Source organism: Pseudomonas libanensis (assembly GCF_001439685.1).
GTDB classification, from domain to species: Bacteria; Pseudomonadota; Gammaproteobacteria; order Pseudomonadales; family Pseudomonadaceae; genus Aquipseudomonas; species Aquipseudomonas libanensis.
In genome coordinates this window covers 153,663-171,511 of the sequence record NZ_JYLH01000010.1, presented here as the reverse complement: position 1 = coordinate 171,511, position 17,849 = coordinate 153,663, and the positions used below count along the sequence as shown (strand labels likewise).

General features: G+C 61.4%; 12 protein-coding genes. 3 read left to right on the top strand and 9 right to left on the bottom strand.

All coding sequences use genetic code 11. The annotated features are described in order from the left end of the window. Positions 1-13: 13 nt before the first annotated feature. Together ptsP (TU73_RS17045) and nagE are read left to right on the top strand one after the other, a co-directional pair. On the top strand, positions 14-2,524 hold the full coding sequence (ptsP, locus tag TU73_RS17045) for a phosphoenolpyruvate--protein phosphotransferase (protein ID WP_057013201.1): 2,511 nt from the start codon (positions 14-16) through the stop codon (positions 2,522-2,524). A 26-nt stretch (positions 2,525-2,550) separates the two neighbouring features. Next, positions 2,551-4,257 (top strand): N-acetylglucosamine-specific PTS transporter subunit IIBC, encoded by a 1,707-nt coding sequence (nagE, locus tag TU73_RS17040; RefSeq protein ID WP_057013200.1) that lies wholly within the window; start codon positions 2,551-2,553, stop codon positions 4,255-4,257. Positions 4,258-4,373: 116 nt separating this feature from the next. Here nagE and TU73_RS17035 read toward each other — a convergent pair whose 3' ends face one another. The 5 genes from TU73_RS17035 to purL form a co-directional block, all read right to left on the bottom strand. Further along, entirely contained in the window at positions 4,374-4,667 is a 294-nt protein-coding gene (locus TU73_RS17035; protein ID WP_231984766.1) for a DUF6124 family protein, read from the bottom strand. 194 nt (positions 4,668-4,861) lie between these two features. Further along, entirely contained in the window at positions 4,862-5,149 is a 288-nt protein-coding gene (locus TU73_RS17030; protein ID WP_057013199.1) for a HigA family addiction module antitoxin, read from the bottom strand. Between the two features lie 14 nt (positions 5,150-5,163). Next, positions 5,164-5,442, bottom strand: coding sequence for a type II toxin-antitoxin system RelE/ParE family toxin (locus TU73_RS17025; protein ID WP_057013198.1), 279 nt, complete (start codon positions 5,440-5,442; stop codon positions 5,164-5,166). A 331-nt stretch (positions 5,443-5,773) separates the two neighbouring features. Beyond that, on the bottom strand, positions 5,774-6,085 hold the full coding sequence (locus TU73_RS17020; RefSeq protein ID WP_054897795.1) for a YqfO family protein: 312 nt from the start codon (positions 6,083-6,085) through the stop codon (positions 5,774-5,776). A 4-nt stretch (positions 6,086-6,089) separates the two neighbouring features. After that, on the bottom strand, positions 6,090-9,986 hold the full coding sequence (purL, locus tag TU73_RS17015) for a phosphoribosylformylglycinamidine synthase (RefSeq protein WP_057013197.1): 3,897 nt from the start codon (positions 9,984-9,986) through the stop codon (positions 6,090-6,092). A gap of 286 nt (positions 9,987-10,272) precedes the next feature. On the opposite strand from purL, the gene mltF reads away from it, so the two are divergent. Further along, a complete protein-coding gene (gene mltF, locus TU73_RS17010) occupies positions 10,273-11,733 on the top strand; it encodes a membrane-bound lytic murein transglycosylase MltF (protein WP_057013196.1) in 1,461 nt (486 codons plus the stop codon). Between the two features lie 136 nt (positions 11,734-11,869). On the opposite strand, the gene TU73_RS17005 is transcribed toward mltF, so the two are convergent. The 4 genes from TU73_RS17005 to treC form a co-directional block, all read right to left on the bottom strand. Beyond that, positions 11,870-12,148 carry a PTS sugar transporter subunit IIB gene (locus TU73_RS17005; RefSeq protein WP_057013195.1) on the bottom strand — a complete coding sequence of 93 codons (279 nt, stop codon included), beginning with the start codon at positions 12,146-12,148 and terminating at the stop codon, positions 11,870-11,872. A 2-nt stretch (positions 12,149-12,150) separates the two neighbouring features. Continuing rightward, positions 12,151-14,679 (bottom strand): phosphoenolpyruvate--protein phosphotransferase, encoded by a 2,529-nt coding sequence (gene ptsP / locus TU73_RS17000; protein ID WP_057013194.1) that lies wholly within the window; start codon positions 14,677-14,679, stop codon positions 12,151-12,153. Between the two features lie 102 nt (positions 14,680-14,781). Next, a complete protein-coding gene (locus TU73_RS16995; protein WP_057013193.1) occupies positions 14,782-16,002 on the bottom strand; it encodes a maltoporin in 1,221 nt (406 codons plus the stop codon). 91 nt (positions 16,003-16,093) lie between these two features. After that, entirely contained in the window at positions 16,094-17,740 is a 1,647-nt protein-coding gene (gene treC, locus TU73_RS16990) for an alpha,alpha-phosphotrehalase (protein ID WP_057013192.1), read from the bottom strand. Positions 17,741-17,849: the final 109 nt, after the last annotated feature.

Below are 17,849 nucleotides of genomic sequence, written 5' to 3'. Positions count from 1 at the left end.
GAGTACCGTGCCCATGTCCAACAACAATAATGTACTGACCCTCAGCGCCCCCTTAAGCGGGCCGGTGCTGGCCTTGGGCAACGTTCCCGACGAAGTGTTCGCCAGCGGCGCCATGGGCGATGGCGTGGCCATCGACCCGCTGAATGATTGCCTGCACGCGCCCTGTGACGGCGTGATCATCCATGTCGCCCGCACCGGGCATGCCCTGACCATCCGCGCCGACAGCGGTGCCGAAGTGCTGATGCATGTAGGCATCGACACCGTGGAGCTCAATGGCGAAGGCTTTGCCTTGCTGGTGAAGGATGGCGCACGGGTGAGCGAGGGCCAGCCGTTGGTGCAGTTTGATCTGGACCGCATTGCGCGCCAGTGCAAAAGTCTGGTCAGCCTGATCATCCTGACCAACAGTGAACGCTTCGAGCTGCAACCGATTGCAAGCAAGACGGTGAAGGTCGGTGAAGCGCTGATGCGCATTGCCCTGCGCACATCCGCACCGGTTCAAACCGCTGTGGATAACTCGTTCGCAGAAGTGAGCGCCATGGTACGCATCACCCACCGTGGCGGCTTGCATGCGCGCCCTGCCGCGCTGATCCGCAAGACTGCACAGGGTTTCAGCAGCCAATCGCAACTGCACTTCGCTGATAAATCGGCGGCCTGCGACAGCCTGATCGGCCTGATGGGGCTGGGTATTGGCGAAGGTGATGAGGTACGGGTGACCTGTCGTGGCAAGGATGGCGAGGCGGCGTTACAGGCATTGGTCGCCGCGCTGTCCGTGGCGATCCAAGAGGAGCATCACGCGCCGGTCGTTGCCACACCACGCCGGGCGAATACCGAAGCCAACGTGCTGCAAGGCGTATGCGCGGCACCGGGCCTGGTGTGTGGGCCGCTGTTCCGCCTGGCTGGCATCGAGCTGCCGCAAGACAGCGGCAGTTATAGCGTCGAAGAACAACTGCAACGCCTGGATGCGGCCCTTGAGCAAGTGCGCGGCGAAATCCGCAATACGCTGGACCAGGCGCGCCAACGCAAGAACGTCGAAGAAGAAGAGATCTTCGCCGCCCACCTCGCCCTGCTGGAAGACCCGGCCTTACTCGACGCGGCCACCGCCACCATCGAACAAGGCAGCGCCGCCACCCACGCCTGGCGCGATGCGATCCAGGCCCAATGCGCCGTACTGTTGGCATTGGGCAAGCCGCTGTTTGCCGAGCGTGCCAATGACCTGCGCGACCTGCAACAACGGGTGCTGCGTGCGTTGCTGGGTGAAGCCTGGCATTTCGAACTGCCGGCGGGGGCGATTGTCAGCGCCCATGAGCTGACGCCCTCGGACTTGCTGCAACTGAGCGCGCAACAGGCTGCGGGCATCTGCATGGCCGAAGGCGGCGCCACATCCCATGTGGCCATTTTGGCCCGGGGCAAAGGCTTGCCGTGTCTCGTCGCCCTGGGCAATGAAGTGCTCGACGTACCCCAAGGCCAACGGGTGGTGCTCGACGCCGCCAACGGCCGTCTGGAACTGGCCCCCAGCGATGCACGCCACGCCGAGGTTCATCAGATTCGCGAAACACAGAAATTGCGACGCCAGCAGCAACAGGCCCAAGCCCAACAACCGGCGTGCACCACCGATGGCGTGACGGTTGAAGTCGCGGCGAATGTCGCCTCCAGCGCCGAAGCCCAAGTGGCGTTTGACAACGGCGCCGACGGCGTCGGCCTGCTGCGCACTGAATTCCTCTTCGTTGACCGCCGCAACGCGCCGGATGAACAGGAGCAACGCCAGGCCTATCAAGCCGTGCTGGATGCCATGGGCGACAAATCGGTGATCATCCGCACCATCGACGTGGGTGGCGACAAGCAGCTCGACTACCTGCCGCTGCCCGTCGAGGCCAACCCGGTACTGGGCCTGCGCGGTATTCGCATGGCCCAGGTGCGCCCGGAACTGCTCGACCAGCAACTGCGCGCCCTGCTGCAAGTCTCGCCACTGGCGCGCTGCCGCATCCTGTTGCCGATGGTCAGCGAAGTGGATGAATTGCTGCAGATCCGCCAGCGCCTGGATGAACTGTGCGTGGAGCTTGAGCTGACGCAACGCCCCGAGCTGGGCGTGATGATCGAAGTGCCCGCCGCCGCGCTGATGGCCGAGCAGTTGGCCAAGCATGCGGACTTTTTATCCATCGGCACCAATGACCTGTCCCAGTACACCCTGGCCATGGACCGCGACCACGCCGGCCTTGCTGCCCGGGTCGACGCCCTGCACCCGGCGCTGCTGCGCTTGATCGCCCAGACCTGCGCGGGTGCGGCAAAACATGGGCGTTGGGTCGGCGTCTGTGGCGCCCTGGCGTCCGACCCACTGGCTACGCCGGTACTGGTCGGCCTGGGGGTCAGCGAGCTGTCGGTGAGCCCGCCGCAGATCGGCGAAATCAAGGACCGCGTCCGCCACCTGGACGCGGCGCAATGCCGGCAACTGAGCCTTGAGCTGCTTGACCTGAGCAGCGCCAAGGCCGTTCGCCAAGCCTGTCAACACCACTGGCCGCTGAGCTGAAAACAACAAGAATAGGGAGACACGCCATGTACCAACACTTTATCGAAGGCCTGCAACGCCTGGGCCGCGCCCTGATGCTGCCGATTGCGATCCTGCCAATCGCCGGCCTCTTGCTGCGCCTGGGCGACACCGACTTGCTCAACATCGCGGTGATGCACGATGCCGGGCAGGCGATCTTCGCCAACCTGGCGCTGATCTTCGCCATCGGCATCGCCGTGGGCTTTGCCCGCGACAACAACGGCACGGCCGGCCTGGCCGGGGCGATTGGCTACCTGGTAATGATCTCGACCCTCAAGGTGATGGATACCACCATCAACATGGGCATGCTCGCCGGTATCGCCAGCGGCCTGATGGCGGGCGGGCTGTATAACCGCTTCAAGGACATCAAGCTGCCGGAGTACCTGGCGTTCTTTGGTGGGCGACGCTTTGTGCCGATTGTCACCGGCTTTTCGGCGGTGGGCCTGGGCGTGATCTTTGGCCTGATCTGGCCGCCGATCCAGCACGGCATCAACAGCTTCGGCGTGCTGCTGATGGAAAGCGGCAGCTTCGGTGCCTTCGTGTTTGGCGTATTCAACCGCCTGCTGATCGTCACCGGGTTGCACCATATCCTCAATAACATGGCGTGGTTCGTGTTCGGCAGCTTCACCGACCCGGTGACCGGCGCGGTGGTCACGGGCGACCTGACCCGCTACTTTGCCGGCGACCCGAAAGGCGGCCAGTTCATGACCGGCATGTTCCCGGTGATGCTGTTCGGCCTGCCCGCTGCATGCCTGGCGATGTACCGCAATGCATTGCCGGAACGCCGTAAAGTGATGGGCGGAATTTTCCTGTCCATGGCACTGACTTCGTTTTTGACCGGGGTGACTGAACCGATTGAATTTGCCTTCATGTTCCTGGCACCGTTCCTGTACCTGATCCACGCCGTGCTGACGGGCCTGTCGATGGCCGTCACCAATATGTTGAATATTCACCTCGGGTTTACCTTCTCCGGTGGGTTTATCGACATGGTGCTGGGTTGGGGCAAGTCCACCAATGGCTGGCTGGTGGTACCGGTGGGCCTGGCCTACTCGGTGATCTACTACACGGTGTTCAGCTACTGCATCCGCCGCTTCAACCTCAAGACGCCGGGCCGGGAGGATATCCAGGTGGTGCAGGCCGAAGCGATGAGCGATAACCAACGGGCTACGGCTTATATCCAGGCGTTGGGTGGTGCTGAGAATTTGCTGAGTGTGGGTGCTTGTACCACGCGGCTGCGCTTGGACATGGTGGATCGCAACAAGGCGGTGGATGCAGAGTTGAAAGCGCTGGGCGCCATGGCTGTGGTGCGGCCGGGGAACGGCGGCAGTTTGCAGGTAGTGGTCGGGCCGATGGCCGATAGTATTGCCGATGAAATTCGCTTGGCGATGCCGGGGTTTGTTGCCGCAGTGCCTGTAGCGGTTGCGCCTGTGGATAAGCCCGTGACGGTGAATGTGCAGGAGGCCGAGAAATGGCTGAATGCGTTGGGTGGCCGGGGGAATATACGGCATCTGGAAGCGGTGGCGATGACCCGGCTGAGGGTGGAATTGGGGGATGATTCGGGGTTGTCTGAAGCGCACCTGACCGCGTTGGGTTGCCAGGGTGTGAGCCAGTTGGACAGCGGTGTTTGGCACCTGTTGATTGGTGACAAGGCTTTAGGGTTGGGCGAGGTATTGGAGCGACTGGTCAGTGGCCCGGAAATTGGGGCTGGGGCTTAAATCTTTTTGCCTGAACTGTCCCTTTCGCGAGCAAGCCCGCTCCCACATTTTGATCTGTGAATACATTCAAAATGTGGGAGCGGGCTTGCTCGCGAATTGGCCCTGCAGGCGCCCGATTACTTCTGCTCAGAAACCTCAAATAAATCCAACACTCGATCCACCATCAACTGGATTCCCTCCACCATCCGATGAATCCCCAGCACTGCATCTCGCTGCGGGCCGTCGACATCAAAAGCCAGATTTCCCGCCAGTGCCTGCACGGATGCCAGGTCTTGGGAAGCATTGGCGAGCAGGGTTTCGGTGTTCAGACTGGGTAGTACGGTGAAGATCTGGTCGGACGGTGAATCACCAGCTTGGCGGGACTCGGCTTGAGATGCGATTGAACCAGTTAGCAAGTTGTCGCTGATCATCATTAAACTCCATATGGAATAGGCTCCTAGTGATTTTTCAGGCTTGCAGTCCCGGTCACTGAATTGGCAGCGACTGACGAAGGTTAGTTGTGCGAGTTCCGACGGACAACCTGAAAGACGTGTCGGAAATCTCCGAGAGCTGTAAATCCAGCACCCAACAAAAATCCGGTCTAAACCGGGCTCTTTGATCTCATTTACTCAACCCGAGCAAACCGCTCAATAACAGGCTGTTCTCGATGTTCTGCCTGCCACAAGTCATAGCTGCTCTGCATTGAGAGCCACATCTGGGCTTTACTGATGCCAGCACGCTCCAGCCGTACCGCCAGATCAGGACTGACCGGCGCGTGTCCATGAAGAATTCTTGAAAAGGTCTCCCTGGCGAAACCCAGGCGCCTTGCCACTTCAGTGATGGTCATTCCGAGCCCCGGAATAACATCCTCAAGCAGTATCTCCCCTGGGTGAGGAGGATTGTGCATACCCATAAACAGACCCCTTCTCAGTGGTAATCGAGATAGTCGACCAACTCGACTTGATCGTCGAACATACGAAATATGATTCGCCAGTTGCCACTGATGCTCACCGACCAATAGTCGACAAGATCTCCCTTCAAGCGATGGAAGCGCCAACCTGGCAGTTCCAGATCGCTCCAGTGGCTCGCGCTGTCTAAAATCAGCAAGACACGACGCAAGCGATTTGCATGGTTCGCATTGATCCCTTTCGTTGAGCCCGTTTCATAAAAAACACGAAGGCCTTTATGTTTCCAGCTAACGATCATGGCGCGATTGTGATGTGATACATCACACTCTGCAATAGCCGCATATCAGTTCTGATCGTCAGACTCATATCACTCCACCGCCTAGAAAATTCAAACCGGCAGGCTAGGAAGACAGGTTCCGACGGACAACCTGAAAGGCTTGTCAGAAAAGTCTAAGGAGCCTGCACCGGCGCCATCGCAGGCAAGCCAGCTCCCACAGAGGGTTGATGCATGACAGGACAATACGATCAAACTGTGGGAGCCGGGCTTGCCCGCGATGAGGCCCTTGCAGCCAACAAAAAACCCGCTGACCAAACTGGCCCAGCGGGTTTCTTGTTATGCAGCCAGCCGATCAAAAATCCGCCAACTGCCACACCTCATACGCAGGTGTCTCATAGGGATGGCTGAGCTTCAACGCAGCCACAGCAGCCACGATCAATTCATCTGCCACCACCAACTCAACTTTCCACTCTTCAACTACTTCAACCTGGCCCACCTGCCCGATAAACGGTTGGCTGCCGTCCAACGCGCGGAATTGGCCCTGGCCCAGCACCTGCCAAGCGCAGCTGTCGTAGTCGCCGATGCGCCCGCCGCCGGCTGCGAAGACGGCGGTTTTCACCGTCTCTACATGGCTGTCGGGCACGAAGAAGGCGAGCTTGTACACGGCCTTAGTTCACCCACACGCGAGCGTTGCGGAACATGCGCATCCAGGCGCCATCTTCGTTCCACTCTTCCGGGCGCCACGAGTTTTGCACGGCGCGGAATACCCGCTCCGGGTGCGGCATCATGATAGTCACGCGGCCGTCGCGGCTGGTCAGGCCGGTGATCCCGCGCGGCGAGCCGTTCGGGTTGGCCGGGTACGTTTCGGTGACCTTGCCGTGGTTGTCGACGAAGCGCAGGGCCACGGTGCCGGACAGGTCGGCTTCGAGCAGCGCTTCTTCGCTGGCGAACTCGGCATGGCCTTCGCCGTGGGCGATGGCGATCGGCATGCGCGAACCGGCCATGCCCTGCAGAAAGATCGAATTGGATTCCTGAACCTGCACCATGGCGACACGGGCTTCGAACTGCTCGGAACGGTTGCGCACAAAGTGCGGCCAGAACTCACTGCCCGGGATCAGTTCGCTGAGGTTGGACATCATCTGGCAACCGTTGCAAACGCCCAGGGTGAAGCTGTCGTTGCGCTCGAAGAAGCCCTGGAACGCATCGCGGGCACGGCTGTTAAACAGCGCCGACTTGGCCCAGCCTTCACCGGCACCCAGCACGTCGCCATAGGAGAAACCACCGCAGGCCACCAGGCCTTTGAATTCGTTGAGGTCGACGCGGCCGGCGAGGATATCGCTCATGTGCACGTCAATCGCATTGAAGCCGGCGCGGTCGAACGCCGCGGCCATTTCCACCTGGCCGTTGACGCCCTGCTCTCGCAGCACGGCAACCTGTGGGCGAATGCCCTTCTTGATGTAAGGCGCGGCGATGTCCTGGTTGACGTCGAAGCTGAGCATGGTGCTCAGGCCCGGGTTATCTTCTTCCAGGATCGCGTCGAATTCCTGCTCGGCGCACTCGACGTTGTCGCGCAGGCGTTGGATCTGGTAGCTGGTCTCGGCCCACTGGCGTTGCAGCAGGCGGCGCTGGCCGGCAAACACCGTATCGCCATTGAAGGAGATGTTGACTTCACCGTTGTTGATCGGCTGGCCGATGACGGCCACGCAGTCATCCAGGCCGGCGGCGCTGAATTGTGCGAGTACGTCCGGAGTCGCGTCCTGGCGAACCTGGATCACGGCGCCCAACTCTTCGTTGAACAAGATGCCGTTGATCTCGGCGGCATCCTCGGCAACGCTGTCGAGCACGATGTTCAGGCCGCAGTGGCCGGCGAAGGCCATCTCGACAACGCTGGTCAGCAAGCCGCCGTCGGAACGGTCGTGGTAAGCCAGCAGGTGACCGTCGGCGTTGAGGCCCTGGATCACGGCGAAGAAGGCTTTGAGGTCTTCGGCGTCATCGACGTCCGGGGCGTGCTTGCCGAGCTTGCCGTGGGTCTGCGCCAGGATCGAGGCGCCCATGCGGTTCTGGCCACGGCCCAGGTCGATCAGGATCAGGTCGGTGGTGCCCTTGTCCATGCGCAGTTGCGGGGTCAGGGTCTGACGGATATCGGTGACCGGCGCGAAACCGGTGACGATCAGCGACAGCGGCGAGGTCACGCTCTTGTCGGTGCCATCTTCGTTCCAACGGGTGGCCATGGACATGGAGTCCTTGCCCACCGGAATGGTGATACCCAGTTCCGGACACAGCTCCATGCCGACGGCTTTGACCGTGTCGTACAGGCGCGCATCTTCACCCGGGTGACCGGCAGCGGACATCCAGTTGGCCGACAACTTGATGTCGGACAGTTTGCCAATGCGCGAAGCAGCGATGTTGGTCAGGGTTTCACCAATGGCCATGCGGCCCGACGCCGGAGCGTCCAGCAGGGCCAGCGGCGTACGCTCGCCCATGGCCATGGCTTCACCGGTGTACACGTCGAAGCTGGTGGCAGTGACGGCAACGTCGGCCACAGGCACTTGCCATGGGCCGACCATTTGGTCACGGGCAACAAGGCCTGTGATGGTGCGGTCGCCGATAGTGATCAAAAAGCTCTTGCTCGCCACGGCCGGGTGGTGCAGCACGCGTTCGATGCTGTCGGCCAGCTCCAGCGTGCTTGGGTCGAAATCATCGCCCAGTTCGGTTTCGCGCACGGCCGAACGGTGCATGCGCGGGGCCTTGCCCAACAGCACTTCCAGCGGCATGTCGACCGGGCTGTTGCCGAAGTGGCTATCGGTAACCGTCAGCTGCGGCTCGGCAGTGGCTTCGCCGACCACGGCAAACGGGCAACGCTCGCGTTCGCAGATGGCCTGGAAGCGTGCGAAGTCTTCAGGGCCGACGGCCAGCACGTAGCGTTCCTGGGATTCGTTACTCCAGATTTCGTGCGGGGCCATGCCCGGCTCGTCGTTTGGAATGTTGCGCAGTTCGAAACGGCCACCACGGTCGCCATCGTTGACCAGTTCCGGGAAGGCATTGGACAAACCGCCAGCGCCGACGTCGTGGATGAAGCTGATCGGGTTCTTGTCACCCAATTGCCAGCAGCGGTCGATAACTTCCTGGCAGCGGCGCTCCATCTCAGGGTTTTCACGCTGTACGGAAGCGAAGTCCAGGTCGGCCGAGCTGGTGCCGGTGGCCATGGAAGAGGCCGCACCGCCGCCCAGGCCGATCAGCATCGCCGGGCCGCCGAGTACGATCAGCTTGGAGCCGACCAGGATCTCGCCTTTCTTGACGTGTTCTTCGCGGATGTTGCCCATGCCGCCGGCCAGCATGATCGGCTTGTGGTAACCGCGCACTTCATCGCCACGGGGGGTGGTAATGGACTGCTCGAAGGTACGGAAATAACCGGTCAGCGCCGGGCGCCCGAATTCGTTGTTGAACGCGGCGCCGCCCAGCGGGCCTTCGATCATGATGTCCAGCGCGGTGACGATGCGCTCAGGCTTGCCGTACGGCACTTCCCACGGCTGTTCGAAGCCCGGGATCTGCAGGTTGGATACGGTGAAACCGGTGAGGCCAGCTTTTGGCTTGGCACCACGGCCGGTTGCGCCTTCGTCGCGGATTTCGCCACCCGAACCGGTGGCTGCGCCCGGGAATGGGGCAATCGCGGTCGGATGGTTGTGGGTCTCGACCTTCATCAGGATGTGCACCGGCTCCTGCACCGCGCCGTACTGGCGGGTTTCCGGGTCCGGGAAGAAGCGGCCGGCGACGGAGCCGACGATGACCGAAGCGTTGTCTTTATAAGCCGACAGAACGCCTTCGCTGTGCATCACGTAGGTGTTCTTGATCATGCCGAACAGGCTTTTTTCCTGGCTCTCGCCGTCGATATCCCAACTGGCGTTGAAGATCTTGTGACGGCAGTGCTCGGAGTTGGCCTGGGCAAACATCATCAGTTCGATGTCGTGGGGGTTGCGCTTCAAGCCGTTGAAGGCGTTGACCAGGTAGTCGATCTCGTCTTCGGCCAGGGCCAGGCCCAGTTCGGTATTGGCCTTCTCGAGGGCGGCGCGGCCACCGCCCAGCACGTCAATCGCGGTCAGCGGCTTGGGTTCAGCGTGGCTGAACAGGCCGGCAGCCTGTTCCAGCTGGCTGACGATGATCTGGGTCATGCGGTCGTGCAGGCTGCTGGCGATCAGCTCGGCGTCGGCATCACTGAACTGGCCGGCGACATAGAAAGCGATACCACGCTCCAGGCACTGGATTTTGTCCAGGCCACAGTTGCGGGCGATATCGCTGGCCTTGCTCGACCAGGGCGAGATGGTGCCGAACCGCGGCAGAACCAGGAACAAGCGGCCGGTCGGCTCTTGCACGGGAACGCTTGGGCCGTACTTCAGAAGGCGTGCCAGCACTTGCTGTTCGTCGGCGGTCAAGACGCCGCTTACGTCGGCGAAGTGAGCAAATTCAGCATAAAGGCCTGTAACAGCTGGAACCTTCTGGCTCAGTTGCTCAAGGAGTTTGCTGTGGCGAAAGGCAGAAAGGGCAGGAGCGCCGCGCAGGATCAACATCTTCGGGACAGCCTCGGAAGGGGGTGTGCTTTGAGGCCGTGCATTCTAGCGTAAACCTTCGCCAACGGCACCCGAAACGCTACCGGCGGCCGCAGCCGAACGTCAGTTGGCACGCTTTGCACGCAATCGTGGCGCTATCCACGGCGTTGGGCGCAGTTATTTTATCCGTCACAATCGCTCGCCAAGCCGCGTTTCTGCGGGCTGCAGCACAGTTTGAGCGGCGCTAGCAGACAAGTGCGCCGCTGTCGAGATATGGCGCCGTGGGCCGTTTGCGTATACTGCGCAGATGTTCTCCCCAACCGTTTTGCGCCCGCGATGGGTCAAATGGCTCATCGCCACCTTGCTCTTCCTGATGCTCAGTGCCTGTGTTGACAAACCCAGCACCCTCGAGCGAATCAAGGAGGATGGCGTATTGCGGGTGGTCACCCGGAACAGCCCGGCCACCTATTTCCAGGACCGCAACGGTGAAACCGGTTTCGAATACGAACTGGTCAAGCGCTTTGCCGACGAACTGGGAGTAAAGCTGGAAATCGAGACCGCCGATAACCTCGACGACCTGTTCAACCAGTTGGGCAAACCCAACGGTCCTGTACTTGCTGCCGCGGGCCTGGTCAGCAGCGAACAGCGCCAGCAGCAAGTGCGATTTTCCCACCCGTACCTGGAAGTGACCCCACAGATCATCTACCGCAACGGCCAATCGCGCCCAACCAATGCCGCTGACCTTGTGGGCAAGAAGATCATGGTGCTCAAGGGCAGCACCCATGCCGAGCAACTGGCGGCGTTGAAAAAGCAGAATCCTGCAATCGAATACGAAGAATCCGACGCCGTTGAGGTAGTCGATCTGCTGCGCATGGTGGACGAGGGGCAGATCGACCTGACCCTGGTGGACTCCAACGAAGTGGCGATGAACCAGGTGTACTTCCCCAATGTGCGCGTGGCGTTCGACCTCGGCAATGCCAGCCACCAGAGCTGGGCCGTGGCCGCCGGCGACGACAACAGCCTGCTCAATGAGATCAACGGCTACCTGGACAAGGTCGAAAAGAACGGCACGCTGCAGCGTCTGAAAGATCGCTATTACGGGCACGTCGATGTACTCGGCTATGTGGGTGCCTATACCTTCGCCCAGCACCTGCAACAGCGCCTGCCCAAGTACGAGAAGCATTTTCGCGCCTATGCCAAGGCTGAAAAGGTCGATTGGCGGCTACTGGCAGCCATCGGTTACCAGGAGTCTCTATGGCAGCCGACCGTCACCTCCAAGACCGGCGTGCGCGGCCTGATGATGCTGACCCAGAACACCGCGCAGGCCATGGGCGTGTCCAACCGCCTGGATGCCAAGCAGAGCATCATGGGCGGCGCCAAGTACCTGGCCAAGATCAAGGATGAACTGGACGACAAGATCGCCGAGCCTGACCGCACCTGGTTCGCCCTCGCCGCTTATAACGTCGGTACCGGCCACCTGGAAGACGCACGCCTGCTGGCGAAGAAAGAAGGCCTGAACCCGAACAAGTGGCTGGACGTGAAGAAGATGCTGCCACGCCTGTCGCAGAAGCAGTGGTACAGCAAGACCCGCTACGGCTACGCCCGGGGCGGCGAGCCGGTGCACTTTGTGGCGAACATCCGGCGTTACTACGACATCCTTACCTGGGTGACCCAGCCGCAGCTGGAAGGCGACCAGGTGGTGGAAGGCAACCTGCATGTGCCGGGTGTGGACAAGACCAAGCCGCCACAAGACACCCCGCAACTCTGATCACGACAGCCCGAACACTGCAAATCCCTGTGGGAGCCGGGCTTGCCCGCGATGGCGGAGCGACAGTCAAGGTATTCGGCGCCTGACACACCGCTATCGCGGGCAAGCCCGGCTCCCACATTTGATCATCTTCGCCTTATAGGCCGGTGAGCAGATGGACTACCCCCCCCGTCAACACCATCACTGCTGGTATACCCGCTGCCTTCAACGCCGACTCATCCAAATGCCCCACCTCCTTCAATTGCACGCGCACCCGCGTGAGTGCCACGTGCTGCTGTGACGTGACGTTCCCCTCCCCGCCCAATGCACTCAGCACATCGGCCGACAACAGGCTCGGGGTCGTGGGTGCGACTGACTCCGCCACCAAATCCGGCGTCAAGGCTTTCCAGAACGCCCGCTGCAATTTCTCGAACATGCTCATTGCTCCACGACAGGTGAGGTTTTAACGGTGGCCGCGTGGTACAGGCGCAGGGCCTCACGCACTTGGCCGGCTTCCTCCAGGCCCAGCACCTGGCGGGCGATGAGTTGGCAGTCGACCAGTTCCAGTTCGCGCACGGTGGCCTTGATGCTCGGGATCAGCGGTACGCTGACCGACAGTTCATCCACGCCAAGTCCGATCAACACCGGCACCGCCAATGGTTCAGAGGCCAGCGCACCACACACGCCCACCCACTTGCCATGGGCGTGGGCCGCCTTGACGGTGCTAGCGATCAGGCGCAACACAGCGGGATGGAAGCTGTCGGCCTGGCTGGCCAGGCGCGGGTGATCGCGGTCCATGGCCAGGGTGTATTGGGTCAGGTCGTTGGTGCCGATGGAAAAGAAATCCACATGGGGCGCAAACACATCCGCCATCAACGCCGCCGAAGGCACTTCAATCATGATGCCCAGCTTGGGCAATTCGGTGAGCCCGAGCGCCAGCCCTTCTTCTTCGAGCATCCGGCGCGCCAGGTGCAATTCGGAGAGCAGGCTGACCATCGGCAGCATGATATGTAACCGCGTCAACCCCGCACTGGCGAGGATCGCGCGCAACTGTTCGCGCAGCAGTTCGGGGCGTTCCAGGCACAGCCGAATACCGCGCAAGCCCAGGAACGGGTTGGTCTCGCTTTCCATCGGCACATAGGCCAAGGGTTTGTCGCCTCCCACGTCCAGGGTGCGCACCACCAGATTGCGCTCGGTGCCAAGGGCACGGGCGATGGCGCTGTAGGTGCTGGCTTGTTCCTCCGGGCTCGGGGCGCGGTTGCGGTCCAGGTAGAGGAACTCCGAACGCAGCAGGCCCACGCCCTCACCGCCCAGGGTCAGGGACTGCTCGACCTCCTGCAGCGAGGCGACGTTGGCCGTGACTTCGACATGATGGCCGTCGCGAGTGATGGCCGCCAGGGATGCCTGTGCGACTTCACGCTGCAGCCGCATCTTTTGCTGTTGGCGAACCGCTTGCAGTTGTTCGATTTCAGCCAGGTCCGGTTCCAGGTGCAGCTCGCCTTTGTCGGCATCGAGCAATACTCGTTTGCCGTTGGCCAGGGCCAATACTTGAGCCGGCACCCCGCAAATGGACGGCAGGCCGAGCGCCCGAGCGAGGATGGCTACGTGGCTGGTAGCCCCACCGGCGACGGTGACGAAACCCAGCACTTTACTGGTATCCAGGCCGGCGGTCTGCGAGGGCGTCAGTTGTTCGGCGACGAGGATGGCGCACTCAGGCAGGTCCAATGAGCGTTCGGGAACGCCCAGGATCAGCTTGAGCACGCGCTGGCCGACATCGGCCAGGTCCGCCGCACGCTCGGCGAGCAGCGCCTTGCCCAAGCCTTCGAAGAGTTTCGCGGTCGCCAGCGTGGCGCTGTTCCAGGCAAAGGCGGCGCTCTTGCCTTGGGCGAGCAGGCCGTGGGCTTGCTCCAGCAGGGTCGGGTCTTCGAGCAATTCCTGGTGGGCACGGAAAATTTCGGCCTGGGCACAGCCGCCGGCCTTGGCTTGCAATGCTTGCAGCGCTTCGGCTGCCGCCCGCAGGCCACGGGCCAATGCGGCACGCTCGAAGGTTTCGCCGGCACCGGCTTCAGGAATATTCAGCGCCGGTTCGGCCACTTGGACAACCTGCCCAAACGCCGAGCCCGGTGATGCACACACGCCCCGCATCAAGGTCGCCGATGATACCGGCGCGGCAGGCTTGACTACTTCGGCCGCCGCCACCGTCTCGCCACAGCCGTCCAGTAACAACGCCACCAGCGCCTGGATCGCCGCTTCGGCATCGGTACCCGCGGCGCTCACTTGCAGGCTATCGCCCCGGGAGGTCTGCAGCGCCATGATCGCCACCAGCGACTTGGCATTCGCACTCAGGGTTTGCTTATGCAGGTAAATGCTTGAACTGAACCCCTTCGCCGCCTGGGCAAGCACTGCCGCAGGGCGAGCGTGCAAACCGTTGGCGTTGGGCAAGGTCACTGGCTTGGAGAACAGCGCATTGCCCTGCTCCTCGTCCACCTCGGCGGGCATCTGCCCCGGTGAGACCTGCAACAGTGGCTGGCCGGGCTCGACCAGCGCCTGATCAGCCACCAATTGTACAAACGGCTCGCCACTCACAATGAGCATCAAGGTCAGCAGGCTGCGTGCATTGAGCGCCACAGAGTCGGCATCGAACTCGATCAACGGCTGCCCGGCCTCCACCCGCTGGCCCTCCTCGACCAGCCGGGTGAAGCCCTCACCCGCCAGGTTGACGGTGTCCAGGCCAATATGCAGCAACACCTGCACACCGTTATCAGCGGTGACACTGACCGCGTGGCCGCTGTCTTGAATGTTGCTGATCACCCCGGCCAACGGCGCGCAGAGGGTCTGCGAGGTGGGGTCGATGCACAGGCCATCGCCAATCACGCGGCCGGAAAATACCGGGTCAGGCACCTGATCCAGCGCCAGCAAAACCCCGGACAAGGGTGCCAGCAGTTCCAGGGGTTGAGATGTGGTCATGACTTCACCTGTTTGTGTTGTTCTTTAAAAATCATTGAGTCGATGCAAGGTTGAGGATGACGAAGACCTAAGGTGGGAGCGGGCCCGCGTACACCTACCGGATTACTTCCACCAATATTCGACCTGCACACCGACGTTCGACCCGTGCCGTGCCGTGCCATAGGCACCGGTATCGGATAACGCCGAGCCCGCCGCGAGTTCATTCGCTGCGCGCTTGGCCGCCTGGTTCCAGCTGGCATAGGTGTAGTACAACCGCACTTCCGGCCGCGCCCAGAATTCCGGGCCTTTGGGCGACCAGGTCGGCGCGAACGTGAATTTGCTCAGCTTGCGTGTGCCGCCGGTGGCCTCGACCTGATCGTGACCCAGTTCAGCGACCAGCTTGAATTGCTCGCTGATGGCATACGCCGGGCGTACACCCAGGGACATCCAGTTCTGGTCCTGACGCCCCGGGCGTACATCCTTCTGGTACACCGCCTGGACTTGCCCGCCGAAACGCGGGGTCATCTGCCAGTCAAAGAACTCCACGGCACGGTAGCTTTTGCTGCTCTTGTCCAACCGGGTATTGCCGGTGTAGCCCAACCCGGTGCCTGGGCCTTCGCCGTACTGCAAGGCAAACTTGTTCTTGCCGCCCAGGAACGGGGTTTGCACATGCTGCGCGGTCAGCGCCCAACCGCTGTTGGTATCACGCCCACCGGCCTTGGCGATATAACTCAGGCCAAGCTCCAACTCGCCGCCCGGGTTGGTATTGAAACCTGCTACGTTGAAGTCGTGGCGGGTGGCGTATTCCTTCTGGTACAGGTTGTCTTTGCGCGACAGGGCGTAGCTGTATTTCAAGCCGCCGATCAGCACGTCCTCGATCCCGCCACCGGTGGCGCTCTGGTTCCAGTAGTAGAAGTCGGAGATATGGATGTCGTTACGTTTGTAGTAACGCCGCCCGGCCCACAGCGAACCACCGTTGAGGCTGGGCAGGTTGGACCATTGCGCATACATCTGCGGCATGCGCGCCGAGCCGTTGTTTTCACCCTGGAACTTCAGGGCGCGGTCGTACTTGTTGTAGAGGGACGCCATGGCATCCACGCTGAGCACCGAGCCGTCGTCGAGGGTCAGCAGGTCCTGGCGCAGTTCCAGTTCGGCATATTGCTCGCATTCGTTACCCAAGCGGTATTTGGTTTGCGCCCCCGGCAGTTGGAAACATTGCTGCTTGCCACTGCCCGTTGCCGTGCCCGCGCCGCTGCGCAAGTAACCGGCGAACTCCAGGGCCTGGGCGCCAAACGGCACCGCGAGGCACGACGCAATAAGGCCCAGTTTTATTGTTGTTTTCATGAAACGCTCCTTTATTTTTATTGTTTTTTCTTACTTTGTTGCGTGACGCGATCACTTGTAGGAGCGAGCTTGCTCTCTCCTACAGGGGCATTCAGTCCGTCAGGTGCAGCACAAACGATTCATAGGGGCGCAACACCACCGTGCTCGTGCGCGCCGGGCAATCGGGGTAATTGCTGATGAGCAGCCGCTGCGCGCTCGACGGATTGATCACCTGGTCGGGCAGCTGGATTTCGCACGGCGTGCCGTAGAAGTTGTTGAGCACCAGCAGGCGCTCGCCATGGCCTTCGCGCAGGTACGCCCAGACCTGGCGATGGTCTTGCAGCAGTGGGCGGTAAATGCCTTCCTGGATCAGCGGTTCGCGGCGCCGCAGGGCGATCAGGGCGCGGTAGTGATGCAGCACCGAATCCGGGTCATCCAGCTGGTTTTCAACGTTGATCTGCGCAGCGTTGGCCGCAACGCCAATCCAGGGCTCGCCACGGCTGAAACCGGCATTGGCCTGGCTGCTCCACTGCATCGGCGTGCGACCGTTGTCGCGGGATTTCTGCATGATCGCCGCCATGCTCGACGCCTCGGACTCCCCGGCATCACGCTTGAGGCGGAAGATGTTCAGGGTTTCCACATCGCGGTACTGTTCGATCTTGTCGAAGCCAGGATTGGTCATGCCCAGTTCTTCGCCCTGGTACACATACGGCGTGCCCTGGAGGAAGTGCAGCGCCGTGGCGAGCATCTTGGCCGAGACCACGCGGTATTCGCCGTCGTCACCAAAGCGCGAGACCACCCGCGGCTGGTCGTGGTTACACCAGAACAGCGCGTTCCAACCGCCACCGGCCTGCATGCCCAGTTGCCAGTCGGAGAAAATCTGCTTGAGTTGCAGAAAATCGAAGTCGGCCTTCACCCACTTCTGCAGGTTGGGGTAATCGACTTTCAGGTGATGGAAATTGAAGGTCATCGACAGTTCTTTCGAAGCCGGATTCGAGTAGCGAATGCAGTGTTCCAGGCTGGTGGACGACATCTCGCCGACATTGATCAGGTCATGGCCTTCGAAGACTTCGCGGTGCATTTGCTGCAGATATGCGTGCACATTCGGGCCGTCGGTGTAGAAGCGGCGACCGTCGCTGTTGTCTTCGGGGAAGTCGGCGGGCTTGGAGATCAGGTTGATCACATCCAGGCGGAAACCGCCCACGCCCTTGTCACGCCAGAAGCGCATCAGTTTGAACACTTCGGCGCGCACCTTGGGGTTGTCCCAATTGAGGTCGGCCTGGGTATGGTCGAACAGGTGCAGGTAGTACTGGCCGGTCTGCGCTTCGTATTCCCAGGCCGAGCCGCCGAACTTGGATTCCCAGTTGTTCGGTTGGTCGCGCCAGATGTAGAAGTCGCGGTAGGGGTTGTCGAGGCTACTGCGCGCCTGCTGGAACCACTCGTGCTCGATGGAGGTGTGGTTGACCACGATATCTAGCATCAGCTTGATGCCACGCTTGGCCGCCTCGCTGATCAACAGGTCGCAGTCGGCCATGGTCCCGTAGCTGGGATCGATGGCGTAGTAGTCGCTGATGTCGTAGCCGTTGTCGCGTTGCGGCGAGCGCAGGAACGGGGTGATCCACAGGCAATCCACACCCAGCCATTTCAGGTAGTCGAGCTTGTCCACGATGCCCAGCAGGTCACCGGTGGCGTTACCCGCGTGGCTATGGAAGCTTTTGGGGTAGATCTGGTAGATCACCGAGTGTTGCCAGTTTTGCATGGTGGGGTTCCTTCAATTAATTGTGTGCTGGCTTTGAGGGCCTCATCGGGGGCAAGCCCCCTCCCACATTTGAAATGCATTCCCTTGCGGGAGGGGGGGTTGCCCCCGA